This is a genomic window from Bacillus sp. K2I17 (assembly GCF_002209985.1).
Classification (GTDB): domain Bacteria; phylum Bacillota; class Bacilli; order Bacillales; family Bacillaceae_G; genus Bacillus_A; species Bacillus_A wiedmannii.
This window is the reverse complement of sequence record NZ_NJGF01000004.1, coordinates 26193-42734: the sequence shown is the minus strand read 5'-3', so window position 1 is coordinate 42734 and position 16542 is coordinate 26193. Positions and strand designations below refer to the sequence as shown.

Below are 16542 nucleotides of genomic sequence, written 5' to 3'. Positions count from 1 at the left end.
TCAATATATATATCTTTTGTTCACAAATTCGAAACAAAAAAACCTAGATATCTCCAGGTTCCTTTCTGTATGATTAAATCCATGCCTAAAGGCGGCGTAGTATGGAGTAATACTTATTTTTGACGGCTGAATTCATTTACGGATGAAGTAATTTGTCATACTTCCTATAAACTCTTTGTAAAACTATAATCCATTTCTCCACCTAACGCTTCAGGTGTATCACCAGTTTCTCTAAAATCATGTGTATAAATTTGTTCAAATGAACCGAAATCTACTTGCTTATAAAATTCATAGCAAGGGAAACCATCATGTTCTCCTTGAATATTAATACTACCATCCTTTTTCACACATACAGTTAATAAATAGTCCACAGGAGGAGCATACACATTTAACGGATTACTTGCACTTGCTCTCATTTTGAATTGCACACCATCAGAATTCCATTCAATATCCGTACACACAATATTTTCAGTACTCGCTTTTCCTGTTCTTTTATTCACCGAACCATCTGGGTTTGTAACCTTCTCTGTCGTAATACCCGTGTCCGCATATGAAAACACTTCTTCTTTATAAAAATCCACTACTACCTCTTGCTCAACTCTAGAGCGCATAGCGTTTACCGCATACGGTGTAAATTCACGGGAATCACCTTCGAATTGGATTACTTTTCCCGTTTCCATATCCTTCTTAGCTTCAGTCCAAGACATTGGAATAAATACACTGGCTCTAATTTTAACGATATTAGTCATAAGAAACACCTCTATAATTTTATTTTAAATACTGCATATCATTGAGTAAAACAGATCACAATTTCGGTCCCATAATCAATAGATTTCTCTTTTAACGTTTGCTACTTCCTTCTGAAAAATAGCGCTATATTTATTAGATTGTCGTTTTAAAACTATATTCCATTTCTCCAGCTAGTGCTGCTGGGGTATCATCCGTTTCTCTGAAATCATGTGTGTATATTAATTCAAATAAACCAAAGTCTATTTGTTTATAAAATTCATAGCAAGGGAAACCATCGTGTACACCTTCAACATGCACAGTACCACATTCATTAACTCGTATAGTCAAAAAATAGTCAGCTGCAGGTGCTGTCGTGTTTAACGGATTACTTGCACTTGCTCTCATTTCAAATGAAACTTCATCTTCACTCCATACAATATTTGTACATACAATGCTTTCTGTACTTGTTTCTCCTTTTTGATACTCAATTGAGCCATCTGGATTTGTAATCTTCACAGTGACGATACAAGCATCTGCATATGTGAAAATTTCTTTTTTATAAAAATCAATATTCACTTCTTGTTCTAATCTTGAACGCTTTGTGTTCACAGCGTATGGTGTAAACTCACGTGCATCTCCAGCATATTCAAACACTCTTCCTGTTGCAGAATCCTTAATAGGTTCCAGCGATGCATATGGTGCAAATACACTCCCTCTAATTTTAACGATATTAACCATGTGAAACCTCCATTGATTCTATTTATATAAATCATTATTTGTACTATACAGAATATAGTCAATTTGATTGACTATATTCTGTATAGTACAATAGGTTTCACATGTAGTCAACTTAATTGACTATAATTACGGAGGTTATATACATGGATCATTCAACATTTAACGAACTAGACCTTACTTCACTTTTATCATTATCTTTCAGTACATTAATTACTGAACTACATGAAAAATTAAGTGAATTAGGATTTGAAGATATTAGGCCAGCACATGGTTTTATGTTCAAACGCATTCTTCCTAATGGAACAACTGGTATAGAACTAGCTGAGTATTTAGGGATTTCCAAACAAGCTGTAAGTAAAATGGTAGATTCTCTTGAGAGTAGTGGTTACGTTACACGTAAAACGCATCCTACTGATAAAAGAGGTAAGATCATTATTTTAACCGAACGTGGTTTGTCAGTAATGAAAGCAAAAGAAGAAATAATAGCTGAAATAGAACAGCGATGGATTGAAAACATAGGTGCAGAACGAATGCAAATGCTTAAAGAAGATTTAACAACATTCGTTACTAAAAAAAATACAGGAAAATTATCATCAAATATACGCCCTGTTTGGTAAACAAAAACTCCATATAAAAAACGAATCCATTTTGATTATTCTTTTTCAAAATGGATTCGTTTTTTACAGTTTTATTAATAATTATTGTTTCTTTTAAATTTTATATTAAATACATGAAAGTCTATATTTTAAACATTATATGATTTCATAACTCTCTGCACAATCAAACTCGCCGTATTCTCCTCCGGTGGCATCAACAAATTTGTAGCTGGCCCATATACGACAGGACTTAATTCCACTTCATATCCACCATATACATACTCTTCCTTTGTAGGTAAATAACCAATATATCCGTTCGTATATCCACCAAAGAAAGCTAGTTCATTTTGAAGACTCTCTTTCACTTCTAACGCAGTTTCTGAAAAAGGTTCCATCGGTATACCAGAGAACATACCATCATTAACTTGAAACAGTTGAACTTCCAAATCAATACGTAACTGCCGAATACCTTGCTTATATTTCTCTAAAACGATAGTAAACCATTCATCCGTGTTCACACCCCACTGCTTCTCCGCTAATTGAGCCATTCTTCGTATCTCATGAATTTCTGGAATATCTTTCAACTTCATTTGCATCATACTCGAAACTGTTCTTAAATTTACAATTGGGCTATATGTAACTATTGGCAACATCGTTAATACATGTCCACTAAGTGTGTAAGCCATTTTCTTTAATGCTTCCCTTGAACCACGATGCTTCGCATTTACATTACCAGCAGCTCCTTGCATAATAATAACAGGACAGTTTACGATTTTCTCAAGAATCTCCCTCGTCATTCCAGGATAATCCGCTGATAATACATCGCTATCACCTTTTAAAACATTCGGATGCGCAGTACAAAATACAATAATTCCAGATAGCTCCTTCGTTTCAGCATGTCTTATTGCTAACATACCAATTCGTTTATCTACAACACCTTCTATATTTGTTCCCATCTTTGCTCTTCCATCAGATGTTCTCTCTCTTCGGTTGACCCCAATATCACCTGTCGTAACACCCCAGCCAACTTCACAGAGCTTCAAGTTGTTATCCGCAGTAACCGCACCTTGCACTACATTATTTACTAAACTCGTTTTATACGAATTTACTAAAGGTTGCTCACCGACTGTTTCTGGACCAGAGTGTGTATGTGTATAAACAACTGTTATTCGCTCAAATGGCACATGAAGCCTACTAGCTACTCGCTCACGAATAACATTCGTATCTTCTACTAACATCCCAATATTATCAACACTTATAAACACCGTTTTCATTTCATTTTTTTCAAATACAAAGACCGTCCCGTAAATACGCTCTTCAATATTATTTATTCCTGTCTCTCTATGGTATCCGACAAAATCAATACCGACAGGCGGCGTAATATCCACCTTGCATACCCCTATTTTGCTCATTTGAATCGCTCCATTTCTCTATGTAACTCCCTTTTTCAAGAATAGCATATTTAACCTTGTTCCAAATAAAAAAGAACGGACATAGCATTCTATGTCCGTTCTTTTCATCACACATACTTCCGATGCACCATCTTCCCATCATAAGAAAATACAACGCCCTTACTCTCCACAATCGACTCCATATGCACCGTTCTTCCCCATAATTGATGAAGGTATGGCAATACTTTTTCTAAGTATTTTAAATCGAGCTCGATCCCTTCGTAACTATGTTTAATGTACAACTCTCCGTTCTTTAAGTAGTCCCCGTCTTCTACTACTAAGTACGGGAAGCCACCATTTGTACGCATATTTACGAGCTGATCACGCACATGTTCCCATTCTTTATCTATTACTTTATATTCTTTTCCTTGGCGCTGGAATAAGTACATATCTTCTCTCATTACGAGGTCTTTATTTAAGTAGTTTCTTAAGAACGATACGTCCCACTCAATTTCACGTACTTCAAAAATTTTATCTCGACCAGATCCTGGTTTTACACCGCGTCGCTTCATTTCTTCTGTCGGGTTGTTGTAACGTTCTTCAATATCTTCAAACATTTTAATACCGAGGTAGTATGGGTTAATGCTTGTTTTTGATGGTTGAACTACACCTGCATTAAGCTTTGCGAATTCAATCGCTTCAGAAGATGTTAAGTCCATTTCACGAAGTATGCGTTGATGCCAGAAGGAAGCCCAGCCTTCATTCATAATCTTCGTTTCAAGCTGTGGCCAGAAATATAACATTTCCTCGCGCATCATCGTTAATATGTCGCGCTGCCACTCTTCTAGCTCACGGCTATATTCTTCAATAAAGAGGAGTAAATCTTTTTCTGGCTGCGGTGGGATTTTCTTCTTTTTATGCATATTAGGTCGTTCCCTCTTTTTGTTTCGATCATCTAAATTCCATAAATCATCGTACTGTGATATCTTTTTCTTTTCTACATCCTCTTCTAAATCTCCAATACTCCAAGCAAGTTTCGGACGCATAAGCGATGGATCAATATGTTCTTGAATGGCAAGTACTGCATCCAAGAACGTTTCTACCTCTTCTCTTCCATACTTATGTTCATACGCCTTCACACGATCTGCTGTCGCTGCCATACTCTCCACCATATCGCGTTTCGTATTAGAGAAACGAATATTATTTTTGAAGAAATCACAGTGCGCTAAAACGTGCGCCACGATTAATTTATTTTGAATTAAAGAATTCGTATCTAATAAAAAGGCGTAACATGGATTAGAGTTAATAACGAGTTCATAAATTTTACTAAGTCCTAAATCGTATTGTAATTTCATTCTGAAAAATTGCTTTCCAAAACTCCAATGCGAAAACCTCGTCGGCATCCCATATGCACCAAATGTATAAATAATTTCCGCTGGACATACTTCATAACGCATCGGATAAAAATCAAGCCCAAATCCAGTCGCAATTTCCGTAATTTCCGCAATCGCATATTGCAGCGCTTTATCTTCACTTGCTCTCATTATTTTCCCTCCTTACACTTTCCCTTAAGAAAGTGTATGATGAGGAACAAGCTTTCATGAGGATTGATTGCATAATAAAAAGACATCCTCATAAAAACGAGAATGTCTCATCTATTAACCTTCAATAATCTCCATCTTCTCCGTAATCGGCGTACGAGCTTTTCCTTCTGGTGCTTTATCGAAATAGCCAAGGTGAAGAATTCCAACGATGCGTTGACCTCTTGTTAAACCAAGTCCTTCTATAAATAATGGATTGTAGTTTAATCCGCCTGATTTCCAAACGCAACCTAAGCCACGTTCCCAAGCAAGCAGTTGGAAGTTTTGCATAAATGCACATGTTGCAGCGTAATCTTCGTCGCGTTGAATTTGACGTGGATCTTCATTAATATAAACAACAATTTGTGCCGGCGTGCTTAAGAAACGATCTGATAAAATTTTGCCGCGTTTCGCTCTTTCTTCTTCTGTGAAAGAGTTTAATACTGCATCTACTAATTTTTTGCGGCCTTCTCCAATGTATAATTTACAATTCCATGGTTCACGGTGTTTATGATTCGGTGCCCATGTTGCGTCGTTTAATAGTTCAATTAATAACTCTTTATCTACAGCTTTATCTGTAAATGTACGTACAGAGCGTCTTTCTTTAATCACATTTGCGATGGAAGTATATGTAGTCATATTTTTCTCTCCCTTATTTTCATCTATATGTATACATTTGTTATTGATATTGATTTTCAATTTCGATTATACCTTAGTTTTTTACTATTAATCAATGTTTTATGTTGGAAAACTTCCAAAAACGTCATTTTATACTGTGAATAAAAAAACTTAACTTGTTCACAAGTATTTCACATTTTATGGAAATGATATGTGTACAGTTTTCCACATTATCCATCTAGGAGGAGTTTATATGTACAAAAAAATCGCAGTAAGTATGACTATGGCAACATTATTATTCGGGGCAACCGTCTTCCCTACTTTCGCTGCCACGCCAAAAGAAATAACATTGCACCATCATAAGCCTATTTCAGAAGAAGAAATGCAGTCGCTCGAAAAACTCGGCTATAACAAACATGAAATTTGGAAAGCTGCTCACATTGCAAGAATCGGTAAAAAAGAAATAAAAGACGTTTTAGCTTACTATAAGCAAAATAAATCTTGGGAGAAAACAGCCCAGCATTTCGGTGTAGATCCAAGTAAATTAAAAAAGCATCATATGAATAAAGAGACGAAAAAAGCACTGCTGCAAGAATTAGCAAATATGCAAAAATCTACACCAGACGGCCTAAAACAAAAAATGAAAGATTATAATATCGGATTACGTCAGCTCACGGTATTAACAATCATCTCTCAAAAAAGTAACACTCCTCTTGATGATGTACTAAAAATGAAAAAAGACGGAATGGACATTAAACAAATTGCAGAAAAATTAAATGTAAAAAAAGAAGATATACGAGCAGAAATGATTAAATTAGTGAAGTCTATTAAGGAAAAGAAAACAAATTAATACGCCAAAAAAGGAAGGGATTCCCAATACCCTTCCTTTTCTTTATGAACTTTCAATTTTCAAGTATAAATTCCCGCCTTTCCCAAAAACTAACATAAGTAAATGCTATATGTCAGGGGGTATAAAAATGTTCGGTTTCTCATCTGAAAAATCCAAAAAGACTACGGCAAAACCACTTTGTTCTATTCCAGAATTTATACATACCATGAAAGAATCTAGCGATTTTGTATCTTATAACGTACTTGAAGATGAAACGTTATGCTTGTTTTATTATAAATCTGTCGTGGAAGCACTTATTATTAAACAGTTTATTTTAACTCCTATGAAAAAGGAATCAGAACATATTCAAAATATCTCTGACCTATGTAATATTGTCTCCATTGAAGATATTATTACCTCTCCCTCTATTGATGATATTCGTGAGAAATTATTAGGTGGATATATTTTAGTACGCTTAAAAAGCAATTCGAATCCCGATCAATATGCTTTAATTCGTGCCGAAAGTACTGTTTTAGGAACACGATTATATAACGATACAGAAAATGAGTATAGCGTAATTGGACCTAAAATCGGTTTCGTTGAAAACCTTGATACAAATATACACTTATTGCGCCGAAATATTGTAACGGAGCAACTCATTTTCAAAGAAGTTATCGTTGGATCTATGTCAAAAACGAAAGTAGCAGTTGCTTATATTGAAGGGGTTACAAATGAACAATTTATCAACACTGCAATACAACGACTAGAAGACATTGACTTTGATGTTCCCTTTGATTCGACTATGATTGAGCAATTTATCAGTGATAATAGCAATTCACCATTCCCTGTTCTATTACCTACAGAACGATTAGATCGAGCAGTATTTGCATTAATTAACGGGGAAGTTTTAATTTTAACAGATGGCTCTCCATATGCTTTATTAGGACCGACAACGTTACTAGATTTTTTCATTTCACCAGAAGATTATTATTTACCGTGGATGATTGGATCGTTCTTTCGCGTTATCCGTTTTTTCGGAGCTATATTTTCTCTTTTTTCCTCCGCTATTTATACAGCGGCTTTAACATATCATTATCAAATGATTCCTGCTGATTTACTAGGACCTATTATTTTCTCGAGAGCGAACGTACCTTTCCCGCCTATTCTAGAAGCACTCTTTCTAGAGATTACAATCGAATTGCTTCGTGAAGCGGGAGCACGTTTACCGACGAAAGTCGGACAAACAATTGGTATTGTTGGCGGGATTGTAATTGGGCAAGCATCTGTTGAAGCCGCTTTAACGAGTACGATTTTATTAATTGCAGTTGCTTTATCCGCTCTTGCATCTTTCACAACGCCGACTGTAAAAATGTCTTCTACTATTCGGTTGTTACGATTCCCGCTTATTCTTTTAGCTGGTGCATTTGGTGGATTAGGTCTTATTGTCGGGTTTGTGTTTATTTTAGCTCATTTAATTAAATTAAAATCACTTGGATCACCTTATTTATTACCTTTATATCCATTTCGTGGTTTAGGTACAGCGGAAGGTTTTTTCCGTTTACCGTTTAGCCAAACTGCACAAAGGCCTTCTTCCCTTAGACCAAAATCTAAATGGCGTTATAATCCAAACAAAGCGAAGCAAAAACGTGATGGTGATAATGAATGAAAAAACTCTTATTGTTCCTTATTATACCCCTTTTTGTTCTACAAACTGGCTGTACACAAACGTATATAGTGGATACACAGCGTATTATTCATATTGCTGGATTTGACATCACAAAAAACAAAAGATTCCAAGGAACGATCTTATTTCCAGAGTATACACATGGTGTAAAATCGAAACCAGAAACTCAATCAACATCTGCCCGCTCACTTGAAACAATCGCTTCACGATTAAATGCAAAATCCCCCCACAATGTAGTTGTAGGTCAAATGCGTGTCGTTCTATTTGGAAAAGATCTAGGAGAACAAGGAATGGGGGAAATTATTACTAACTTACAACGTGACCCAAATATCGGGCGTGATGTACAACTAGCAATTGTAGATGGCTCGGCTGAAGAGCTTTTAAATTATGTAAAAAAAAATGGTTCGTTATACATTGCTGATTTACTTGAACAAAATATACGAAACGAGAACATTCCACAAACCACATTAAACATTTTTTTATATAATTACTACTCTTCTGTATGTGATGCGTATGTTCCTTATATTAAAATGGACGATAATCATTCCGTGGCTGTCAAAGGACTTGCTTTTTTAAAAGGTGATAAAGTCGTTATGTATACAGATAAAAGACATTCTGTTTTAGCAAAATTACTTATTAACCCTACGAAAAATGGACGTTACGAAGCAGCGATAAAGAAGAACAAACATAAAGGTATGGTTGTCATACAAAACTTAGCTGGGGAAAGCAAGTATGATATTGATCAAACTGGTGACATACCAAAAGTAAAAATCCATTTAAAACTAAATGGACTAATTAAAAACTCCCCTAATTGGATTGATTTAAGAAAAAAAACAAATATCAATTATATAAAAAAACAAATTGAACGAAACGTTGAACAAGATTGTGAAGAATTAATAAAACAATTTCAACAAAAGAGAATTGATCCTTTAGGAATACGCGATGAAATTAGAAGCCATACGAGAAAATGGAATATAAACCAAATTCGAAATATGTACCCGAATATAGCTGTGGATATAAATTTAGATATTAACATTGTACAATCTGGAATTGGAGAATAGTGAGGTGAAATAAGCAATGCATACAATGAATAAAACAAAGACTGTCTCTCCATATTTTGCATTTGTTTTGTTACATTCTCTTCAAATTGGAATAGGAATTCTAGGATATCAACGGGTAATTTTAAAAAATGCTGGTTATGACGCTTGGATATCTCTAATCATAGCAGGTATTGCAACTCATATTGTACTGTTTTGCATGCTAAAAATGTTAGAAAAAGATGGCGATTTAATTAGCATTCATACAACAAGCTTTGGAAAATGGATCGGTTCTATATTTTCTGTAATTTTTACTCTTTATTGCTTATTATTTTGCCTTACTGTTCTTCGTACATATATGGAAGTAATACAAGTTTGGATTTTCCCTACCATTAAGTTATGGAAACTAACCCTTATGTTTTTATTAGTGACTTACTATATTATAAAGGGAGGATTTCGCTCTGTGACGGGAATATGTTTTTGGGGAGTCGTTCTTCCTATTTTCGTTGTATTCTTTTTAATTTATCCAATGAAATATGCACATTTCCGCAATATTTTACCTATTTTTACACATTCACCTTTTGACATGCTTATATCTGCAAAACACTCTGCGTTAGAGTTTCTTGGTTTTGAGACAATCTTAATCTTCTATCCATTTATTGAAAAAGGAAAATCCTTAAAAAGATGGGCTCATGCAGGTATTGCTTTTAGTACCTTAATTTATGTAGTTTTAGCCATCGTATCTTTTATGTATTATAGCGAGGGCCAATTAAATCACACGATTTGGCCTACTTTAACAATGTTAAAAATCATTAAAGTCCCTTTCATTCAACGCTTTGAATATATTATTATTTTCGTTTGGTTTTTAATTATTTTGCCAAACCTTTGTTTAACCATTTGGTCATCATGTCAAACGATGAAGCGTTCATTCCATATTCCCTTTACATTCACATTACCATTTTTTATTTTCATGGTCTTTACAGCTTCCTTATTTTTCACAAATCGTGAAAGTATCAACACATTAAATACAGTACTATCTAAAGCGGGTTTATATATTGTATACGCTTATATCCCAATTTTATTTCTATTCCATTCAGTACGATGGCGTTTCAAAAATCCGTCGAAAAAATCTTCAACCGATACACCATAATCTCTGATACAATTTGAGTAATACATTTGTAAAGGGGACAAGCGTATGAAGAAATATGTATTTTCTTTACTTGCAGTACTAAGTTTAATTCTTGCTGGTTGCGGAGCTACTAGTACAAATGAAAAGAAATCATCTGAATCAAAAGAAGAGCATGACCACGCATCGCACACTCAGCAAGCTGACATTCAAGAAAAAACAAAAGGAGTCGACACACTTCCTACCTTCCTAGACAAGCTTGATCCACAAATGAAAGATATCTACACTGTCGCTGGGCAAAATGCAGAGCTATTAGATTGGATTCCATGTTACTGCGGTTGCGGTGAGAGTGTGGGACATAAAAATAATAAAAACTGCTTTATTCGTGAAATGAAAAAGAATGGTGAAGTTGTTTGGGACTCCCATGCAACGACTTGCGTCAATTGCTTAGAAATCGCGGTTGAATCTGCTTCCATGAAACAAAAAGGAAAATCAACGCTCGAAATTCGTAACTATATCGACAATAAATATAAAGAGGGCTACGGCAAGCCAACACCTACGCCAATGCCAAAAGCTTAAAAACGGGGATATTCCTCGTTTTTTCTTTTCATTCGCTTTTTTTCTTAACAAATTCTTTCAAGTGTATTTCTCCTTGCTTGTCACACACTATATATAACTCCTCAGTAAGGAGGGTACACAGTGCAAACATATAACGACTATGACAAAGCTCTCTATTACACGTATAGCTGTAATTGGGATAAATTACTCGTTCTTATGGTTCAAACGAACGATCAACTATTTTCTAAGCGTATTGAACATTTTTTACACGCTTATCAATACAGTAAAGAAATGCCAGAAGTTGATAAACAATTGCAGCTCCTATTTCAATATATTGACCATGCATCCCAAAAGTCACATATAGAAGAAGTAGAGCAAATTCAAATGTAAAATATAGCGCTATTCTCTTTATGAGAATAGCGCTTTTTTAAAATGTTTATATCAATAAAAGTTTCCCCTTATAAAACTTTTATTGATAAACATATTTTTTCTTTCTTTTCTGTGCTACTTCATACTATAATTTAGTATGTAACTATTATAAGAGAGGTATAAAATATGGGACGAGAAAAAAAGCAAGAATATGCTTTACTTACCGCATGGGGAGCTTCTTTTATCGCTACACTAGGAAGTCTGTACTTTTCCGAAATCATGAAATTTGAACCTTGTGTACTTTGTTGGTATCAACGTATTTTTATGTATCCATTCGTTTTATGGCTTGGTATCGCTGTAGCAAAGAAAGATTATCGCATCGCAAGTTATTCTTTACCAATTGCAAGTATCGGTGCTTGTATTTCTTTATATCACTATGCAATTCAAAAAGTCCCAGCATTTTCAGCTGCTGGAGCAGCTTGCGGCCGTGTATCCTGCACCGGAGAATTCATAAACTGGTTTGGTTTTATTACAATCCCGTTTTTAGCACTTATCGGCTTTATTACAATCGCTGTATGTAGTTTTATTGTAATAAAAAACAAATAAGGAGATGAAACAATGAAAAAAATGCTTATATTTGGTGGTATTATTATCGCTTTGTTTGCAGCAATTTTCGCTGTCACACAAATGGAAGAAAAAAATGCTACTAGTCAAAAAATTGATAATGCTACTGATAGTAAAACAAATGGCCCTGACTACTATACAAACAAAATCTCTCTTTCAGATCTTCAAAAGAATTTAAAAGAGAAAAAAGAAGAAACAGTATACTTTTATCAAACATCTTGCGTTCATTGCCAAAAGCTATCTCCTGTCGTAGTACCAATGGCTAAAGACTTGAACGTTGATATGAAAGTTATGGATATTGAAAAACTAGATGCTCCTTGGGATGAATATAAAATTAAAGGAACTCCAACAATCATTCACTTTAAAGATGGCAAAGAAGTAAGCCGTATTAGTGGTGAACAACCGAAAGACAAATTAAAAGAATGGCTTGAGCAAACAAAAAAATAATGCGAAAAGGAAACTCCTTCTACACATGAAATGGGCGTAAAATCCCAAACTAATGTATAAGGAGGGGGTTTTATGCCAGAAGTGAAATGTTCTGTTTCCAATTGCTCATTTTGGGGACAAGGTAACTTTTGTCAAGCAAGTGCAATCGTTGTTCAACCAGATGCACAAGAGGCCGGTTCGAATGCAAATGATTCGTATACAGGTGCGGTTTTAACAAACGAGACGCTAGAAAGTTCTGTAGCAACGAGTGTAGAAACTTGTTGTCATACATTTAAGCCAAAATATTAAACATAAAAAGCATACGATTACTCGTATGCTTTTTTTACATTCCTCTCCAAAAATCATGCATGATAAAAAAGTACAAAATAACGAGAACAACTGTCCCACATAAGGTAATGCGCCGATATATACTCTTCTCTCCTTCTCTCGCTTTCACAAATGCCCAAATAAATCCGAAAAATAATATTAAATCAAAATATGGAACATAAAAAGAAAAGACGAGAAACGCATACAAATACACGATAAATAAACAGGTCGTTACTAAGAAAACTTTAAAAGCAAATTCACTTTTCATAATGTAACCGCCCCCTATCTGTACTGTATTATATTCAGCAAAATACAATAGTTGCAGTTAAACTCGAAGTAGAAATAAGCTACCGTCTGTAATACGGTAGCCATTATGGAACATTATATTTCCGTTTATATATATTACTTAAAGTCGAGGCAGGAATTTGCTCATAACGAATTTTTTCTCCTGTTTCATCCACAATATACAAATTGTTTCCTATATAATATATTCCATCTTTTCGTTTTGAGTACACTGCATATCTTTCGTTCGGCAATACCGTTTTCACTTTCGTTAACTGCCCATTTGGTTCTTGCCAATATATATCAGCACGGTCTACTAACGTAAGCATGCCAATTTGCTCTTCTTCTATTTTACGACCATTCCAGCTCACAACGCGGTAACCAAGCTTATTCGCTTCATATTCAGGGCTCGTATGAAAACGAGAAATGATTACTTTCGTCTGTAATTGCACCCGATCATATAACCATTGTATATCCCGGTCATGCATGCGAATACAGCCATTCGACTCTCGGCTTCCAATCGTCCATTCCCGATTTGTTCCATGAATCGCATACTCCTTTTTATCCAAACCTAACCAACGCGTACCGAGAGGATTATTCGGTGCACCACCAGCTATTTTTTTTCGATGGTATTCTTTATTTTTAAATTTAGTTATAATACAAAAATTACCTTCAGGCGTAGGTGTACGATCTCTTCCAGTTGTTACGGGGAATGTTTTTGTATAATTTCCATTTTCAAAAAAAGACAACTGGTTTGTCGTAAGATTCACTAATATTAAATGATCTGTATCAGCAAAAGCACTAACCGGTAGGATGAAAAATAATAGTATGACGAAATATAATTTTTTCATCTATATCCCTCCCCTAGCGCTCAATATAATTAGTGGAATTAACTTTACTTTGCTCTTATCAATGAAAACTATCCATTTACAATAACGCCTCCATTTACATGCATCATTTGTCCGGTAACATAGGATGAATCATCAGACGCTAAGTATACATATGCTGGCGCTAGTTCATATGGTTGACCAGGTCTTTGCATCGGAACATTGCTTCCAAACTGAGAGACTTTCTTCTCATCAAAACTCGATGGGATAAGTGGTGTCCAAATTGGTCCCGGCGCAACACCATTTACACGAATCCCTCTTTGCACTAACGATTGAGAAAGCGATCTTGTAAAAGCTACGATTGCTCCTTTCGTTGCGGAATAATCAATTAAAGTTTCATTTCCTTCATACGCAACGATAGACGCCGTATTTATAATGACATCCCCTTGCTTTAAATGAGAAAGTGCTGCTTTCGTAACGTGAAAATAAGAAAAAATATTAATACGAAAATTCTTTTCTAGCTGTTCTGCTGTAATATACTCTAGCCCTTGCTGCGGATATTGCTGCGCGACATTATTTACTAAAACATTCAAACTACCTAGCTGCCGAACGGTCTCTTCTACAATATCTTTACAATGCTGTTCATTACTTAAATCACCCGGCAACAATACACATTTCCCCCCCTCTTTCTCAACATATTGTTTCGTCTCATTTGCATCTTCCTCCTCATCTAAATACGCAATCGCAATATTTGCTCCCTCTTTCGCAAAAGCGATGGAAACAGCGCGTCCAATCCCACTATCTCCTCCTGTAATTAATATATTTTTTCCTTTTAACTTTTCGCTTCCTTTATAATTTGGGTCTTCGAACTGTGGTAGAGGATTCATTAACGATTCAATACCAGGTTGTTTATTTTGATGTTGCGCTGGCATTGTTACAAAGTTTTTTTGCTGTGGCATATCTTCTTTCAACTCCTTTTCCTTATAATATGCGCACAATAAAAACTGAAATTCACACATCGTTTTACGATTAATATTCGAATTTAAGACACAAAATATGAATTGTTGTAAACTTTTTATGCAAAACTATTGCAAAATAGTTAAAAAACGAATATTATATATAACTGTTGTGAAAATTATTCGTAAACAGAAAGGATGTTTATATGTTTAACCTTTCAAAACATAAAACTTCTATTAAAACTGAAATTATGGCAGGTATTATTACCTTCTTAACAATGGCATATATCATTGTCGTAAACCCTGTCATCCTTGGGGATGCAGGTGTTCCATTTGAACAAGCATTTACAGCAACAATTATCGCTGCTGTTGTCGGAACATTATTTATGGCAATCTTTACAAACTTACCAATCGCAATCGCACCAGGTATGGGATTAAATGCTTACTTCTCTTACTCTGTTGTAAAAGCTCATGAAGGCATGACTTTCGCAATTGCATTCTCTGCTGTATTCGTAGCAGGTATGATTTTAATTTTGTTATCATTCACATCTTTCCGTACAAAATTAATGGAAGCAATTCCTGAAAACTTAAAACATGCAATTACTGCTGGTATCGGTCTTTTCATCGCCTTTATCGGTTTACGTTTAACAGGTATCGTTACAAAAAATGAAGCAAACTTAGTTGGACTTGGTGATTTTCACTCTGCTCCAGTACTACTAGCATTAGCTGGACTTGGAATTACAATTGTCCTTATGTCTTTAAATGTAAATGGTGCACTATTTATCGGAATGCTATTAACTGGTATTATCGCTTACTTCACAGGACAATTATCGTTCTCAAACGGCGTTACATCAATGCCTGGATTACCAGAAGGAATCATCGTTTCCAATCCAATTACTGCTGTATCTGATGTAATTAACTACGGATTGTACGGCGTTGTATTTTCATTCTTCCTTGTTACATTATTTGATACAACAGGTACATTACTTGGAGTTGCTCAACAAGGTGGATTTATGAAAGATGGAAAGCTTCCAAAAGCTGGACGAGCTCTTCTATCTGACTCATTCTCAGCAACAATCGGTTCTATGTTCGGAACAACACCATCAACAGCGTACATTGAATCATCTGCTGGTGTTGCAGCTGGTGGTCGTACTGGTTTAACAACTGTTACAGTAGCTGTTCTATTTGCACTAGCAGCATTCTTCGGACCATTAGTAAGTGCTGTTTCTGGCGTATCAGCTATTACTGCACCATCATTAATTATCGTTGGTAGTCTTATGATGGGATCAGTTCGCCACATCGATTGGGACACATTTGATGAAGCATTCCCAGCATTCTTAGTAATATTAAGCATGCCACTTACATCAAGTATCGCAACAGGTATCGCACTTGGATTTATTTCATACCCACTTATGAAAGTGGCAAAAGGTAAATTCCGTTCTGTTCACCCACTTGTGTATGTATTCGGAATCTTGTTCGCTTATCAATTGATTTTCTTACCACATTAAAATTCCTCATAAAGAGGGATTTTTTTTATGTATAAAAAAATAGAGCATCGAATTTCGATGCTCTATTTTCCTTTTGCAACAATCACACGAACTACTTTCAATACAAGAAGTAAAAGACCGTTCACTATCGCTGCAATCCCTAAAAATACCGCTATTATCAGCTCTCCCATTCCGTTATTCAATACAAACATAACAGAAGAAATGAAAGCTAAAATAAACAATATTAACGTTGGTATATATTTAATAATAGGCTTCTTATATGATTTTTTTGAAAGAAGAAACGTAATTACTAATGTCATAATGATCACAAAATATACTACAAATAAGAAAATCATAC

Annotated in this window: 20 protein-coding genes; 11 read left to right on the top strand and 9 right to left on the bottom strand. The window is 35.1% G+C overall.

Annotated features, from left to right (window positions below):
• Positions 1–164: 164 nt before the first annotated feature.
• Positions 165–749, bottom strand: coding sequence for a DUF3238 domain-containing protein (locus CER22_RS06875; protein WP_088608421.1), 585 nt, complete (start codon positions 747–749; stop codon positions 165–167).
• Between the two features lie 133 nt (positions 750–882).
• On the bottom strand, positions 883–1467 hold the full coding sequence (locus CER22_RS06870) for a DUF3238 domain-containing protein (RefSeq protein ID WP_088608420.1): 585 nt from the start codon (positions 1465–1467) through the stop codon (positions 883–885).
• A 143-nt stretch (positions 1468–1610) separates the two neighbouring features.
• On the opposite strand from CER22_RS06870, the gene CER22_RS06865 reads away from it, so the two are divergent.
• Positions 1611–2084: a MarR family winged helix-turn-helix transcriptional regulator gene (locus tag CER22_RS06865; RefSeq protein WP_088608419.1), complete on the top strand. Its 474-nt coding sequence runs from the start codon at positions 1611–1613 to the stop codon at positions 2082–2084.
• 128 nt (positions 2085–2212) lie between these two features.
• Here CER22_RS06865 and CER22_RS06860 read toward each other — a convergent pair whose 3' ends face one another.
• The 3 genes from CER22_RS06860 to CER22_RS06850 form a co-directional block, all read right to left on the bottom strand.
• Positions 2213–3475, bottom strand: coding sequence for a neutral/alkaline non-lysosomal ceramidase N-terminal domain-containing protein (locus CER22_RS06860; RefSeq protein ID WP_088608418.1), 1263 nt, complete (start codon positions 3473–3475; stop codon positions 2213–2215).
• A 107-nt stretch (positions 3476–3582) separates the two neighbouring features.
• Positions 3583–4998, bottom strand: coding sequence for a stage V sporulation protein SpoVR (gene spoVR, locus CER22_RS06855; protein ID WP_001202728.1), 1416 nt, complete (start codon positions 4996–4998; stop codon positions 3583–3585).
• A gap of 114 nt (positions 4999–5112) precedes the next feature.
• Positions 5113–5673 carry a nitroreductase family protein gene (locus tag CER22_RS06850; protein WP_000214808.1) on the bottom strand — a complete coding sequence of 187 codons (561 nt, stop codon included), beginning with the start codon at positions 5671–5673 and terminating at the stop codon, positions 5113–5115.
• 232 nt (positions 5674–5905) lie between these two features.
• Here CER22_RS06850 and CER22_RS06845 point away from each other — a divergent pair, with 232 nt between their 5' ends.
• The 9 genes from CER22_RS06845 (at position 5906) to CER22_RS06805 (ending at position 12614) form a co-directional block, all read left to right on the top strand.
• Positions 5906–6502, top strand: coding sequence for a hypothetical protein (locus CER22_RS06845; RefSeq protein ID WP_141542708.1), 597 nt, complete (start codon positions 5906–5908; stop codon positions 6500–6502).
• Positions 6503–6629: 127 nt separating this feature from the next.
• Positions 6630–8147 carry a spore germination protein gene (locus CER22_RS06840; RefSeq protein WP_088608417.1) on the top strand — a complete coding sequence of 506 codons (1518 nt, stop codon included), beginning with the start codon at positions 6630–6632 and terminating at the stop codon, positions 8145–8147.
• The gene (locus CER22_RS06835) at positions 8144–9226 is read left to right on the top strand and encodes a Ger(x)C family spore germination protein (protein WP_060487580.1); all 1083 of its coding nucleotides are present in this window, start codon (positions 8144–8146) and stop codon (positions 9224–9226) included. Before CER22_RS06840 ends, CER22_RS06835 begins: the two co-directional genes overlap by 4 nt.
• A 16-nt stretch (positions 9227–9242) precedes the next feature.
• Positions 9243–10352, top strand: coding sequence for a GerAB/ArcD/ProY family transporter (locus CER22_RS06830; RefSeq protein WP_088608416.1), 1110 nt, complete (start codon positions 9243–9245; stop codon positions 10350–10352).
• Positions 10353–10397: 45 nt separating this feature from the next.
• A complete protein-coding gene (locus CER22_RS06825; protein WP_048545771.1) occupies positions 10398–10907 on the top strand; it encodes a PCYCGC domain-containing protein in 510 nt (169 codons plus the stop codon).
• 120 nt (positions 10908–11027) lie between these two features.
• Positions 11028–11276: a YhdB family protein gene (locus tag CER22_RS06820; protein WP_001195461.1), complete on the top strand. Its 249-nt coding sequence runs from the start codon at positions 11028–11030 to the stop codon at positions 11274–11276.
• Between the two features lie 165 nt (positions 11277–11441).
• On the top strand, positions 11442–11861 hold the full coding sequence (locus tag CER22_RS06815) for a disulfide formation protein C (RefSeq protein WP_088608415.1): 420 nt from the start codon (positions 11442–11444) through the stop codon (positions 11859–11861).
• Between the two features lie 12 nt (positions 11862–11873).
• A complete protein-coding gene (locus CER22_RS06810; protein WP_088608414.1) occupies positions 11874–12326 on the top strand; it encodes a thioredoxin family protein in 453 nt (150 codons plus the stop codon).
• A 72-nt stretch (positions 12327–12398) separates the two neighbouring features.
• Entirely contained in the window at positions 12399–12614 is a 216-nt protein-coding gene (locus CER22_RS06805) for a DUF1540 domain-containing protein (RefSeq protein ID WP_088062010.1), read from the top strand.
• Between the two features lie 34 nt (positions 12615–12648).
• Here CER22_RS06805 and CER22_RS06800 read toward each other — a convergent pair whose 3' ends face one another.
• From CER22_RS06800 to CER22_RS06790, 3 genes are all read right to left on the bottom strand, one after another.
• The gene (locus CER22_RS06800) at positions 12649–12900 is read right to left on the bottom strand and encodes a hypothetical protein (RefSeq protein ID WP_088062008.1); all 252 of its coding nucleotides are present in this window, start codon (positions 12898–12900) and stop codon (positions 12649–12651) included.
• A 103-nt stretch (positions 12901–13003) separates the two neighbouring features.
• The gene (locus CER22_RS06795) at positions 13004–13765 is read right to left on the bottom strand and encodes a L,D-transpeptidase (protein WP_088062006.1); all 762 of its coding nucleotides are present in this window, start codon (positions 13763–13765) and stop codon (positions 13004–13006) included.
• Positions 13766–13833: 68 nt separating this feature from the next.
• A complete protein-coding gene (locus CER22_RS06790; protein ID WP_088608413.1) occupies positions 13834–14700 on the bottom strand; it encodes an SDR family oxidoreductase in 867 nt (288 codons plus the stop codon).
• Positions 14701–14903: 203 nt separating this feature from the next.
• Here CER22_RS06790 and CER22_RS06785 point away from each other — a divergent pair, with 203 nt between their 5' ends.
• The gene (locus CER22_RS06785) at positions 14904–16205 is read left to right on the top strand and encodes an NCS2 family permease (RefSeq protein WP_088608412.1); all 1302 of its coding nucleotides are present in this window, start codon (positions 14904–14906) and stop codon (positions 16203–16205) included.
• A 62-nt stretch (positions 16206–16267) separates the two neighbouring features.
• Here the strand turns inward: CER22_RS06785 and CER22_RS06780 are convergent, their stop codons facing one another.
• Positions 16268–16540 carry a hypothetical protein gene (locus tag CER22_RS06780; RefSeq protein ID WP_000576485.1) on the bottom strand — a complete coding sequence of 91 codons (273 nt, stop codon included), beginning with the start codon at positions 16538–16540 and terminating at the stop codon, positions 16268–16270.
• Positions 16541–16542: the final 2 nt, after the last annotated feature.

What these genes read in the sequence shown, in the direction of transcription:
- CER22_RS06875 (WP_088608421.1), bottom strand. Translation starts at nt 749, where the DNA reads ATGACTAATATCGTTAAAATTAGAGCCAGTGTATTTATTCCAATGTCT.
- CER22_RS06870 (WP_088608420.1), bottom strand. Translation starts at nt 1,467, where the DNA reads ATGGTTAATATCGTTAAAATTAGAGGGAGTGTATTTGCACCATATGCA.
- CER22_RS06865 (WP_088608419.1), top strand. Translation starts at nt 1,611, where the DNA reads ATGGATCATTCAACATTTAACGAACTAGACCTTACTTCACTTTTATCA.
- CER22_RS06860 (WP_088608418.1), bottom strand. Translation starts at nt 3,475, where the DNA reads ATGAGCAAAATAGGGGTATGCAAGGTGGATATTACGCCGCCTGTCGGT.
- spoVR (WP_001202728.1), bottom strand. Translation starts at nt 4,998, where the DNA reads ATGAGAGCAAGTGAAGATAAAGCGCTGCAATATGCGATTGCGGAAATT.
- CER22_RS06850 (WP_000214808.1), bottom strand. Translation starts at nt 5,673, where the DNA reads ATGACTACATATACTTCCATCGCAAATGTGATTAAAGAAAGACGCTCT.
- CER22_RS06845 (WP_141542708.1), top strand. Translation starts at nt 5,906, where the DNA reads ATGTACAAAAAAATCGCAGTAAGTATGACTATGGCAACATTATTATTC.
- CER22_RS06840 (WP_088608417.1), top strand. Translation starts at nt 6,630, where the DNA reads ATGTTCGGTTTCTCATCTGAAAAATCCAAAAAGACTACGGCAAAACCA.
- CER22_RS06835 (WP_060487580.1), top strand. Translation starts at nt 8,144, where the DNA reads ATGAAAAAACTCTTATTGTTCCTTATTATACCCCTTTTTGTTCTACAA.
- CER22_RS06830 (WP_088608416.1), top strand. Translation starts at nt 9,243, where the DNA reads ATGCATACAATGAATAAAACAAAGACTGTCTCTCCATATTTTGCATTT.
- CER22_RS06825 (WP_048545771.1), top strand. Translation starts at nt 10,398, where the DNA reads ATGAAGAAATATGTATTTTCTTTACTTGCAGTACTAAGTTTAATTCTT.
- CER22_RS06815 (WP_088608415.1), top strand. Translation starts at nt 11,442, where the DNA reads ATGGGACGAGAAAAAAAGCAAGAATATGCTTTACTTACCGCATGGGGA.
- CER22_RS06810 (WP_088608414.1), top strand. Translation starts at nt 11,874, where the DNA reads ATGAAAAAAATGCTTATATTTGGTGGTATTATTATCGCTTTGTTTGCA.
- CER22_RS06805 (WP_088062010.1), top strand. Translation starts at nt 12,399, where the DNA reads ATGCCAGAAGTGAAATGTTCTGTTTCCAATTGCTCATTTTGGGGACAA.
- CER22_RS06800 (WP_088062008.1), bottom strand. Translation starts at nt 12,900, where the DNA reads ATGAAAAGTGAATTTGCTTTTAAAGTTTTCTTAGTAACGACCTGTTTA.
- CER22_RS06795 (WP_088062006.1), bottom strand. Translation starts at nt 13,765, where the DNA reads ATGAAAAAATTATATTTCGTCATACTATTATTTTTCATCCTACCGGTT.
- CER22_RS06790 (WP_088608413.1), bottom strand. Translation starts at nt 14,700, where the DNA reads ATGCCACAGCAAAAAAACTTTGTAACAATGCCAGCGCAACATCAAAAT.
- CER22_RS06785 (WP_088608412.1), top strand. Translation starts at nt 14,904, where the DNA reads ATGTTTAACCTTTCAAAACATAAAACTTCTATTAAAACTGAAATTATG.
- CER22_RS06780 (WP_000576485.1), bottom strand. Translation starts at nt 16,540, where the DNA reads ATGATTTTCTTATTTGTAGTATATTTTGTGATCATTATGACATTAGTA.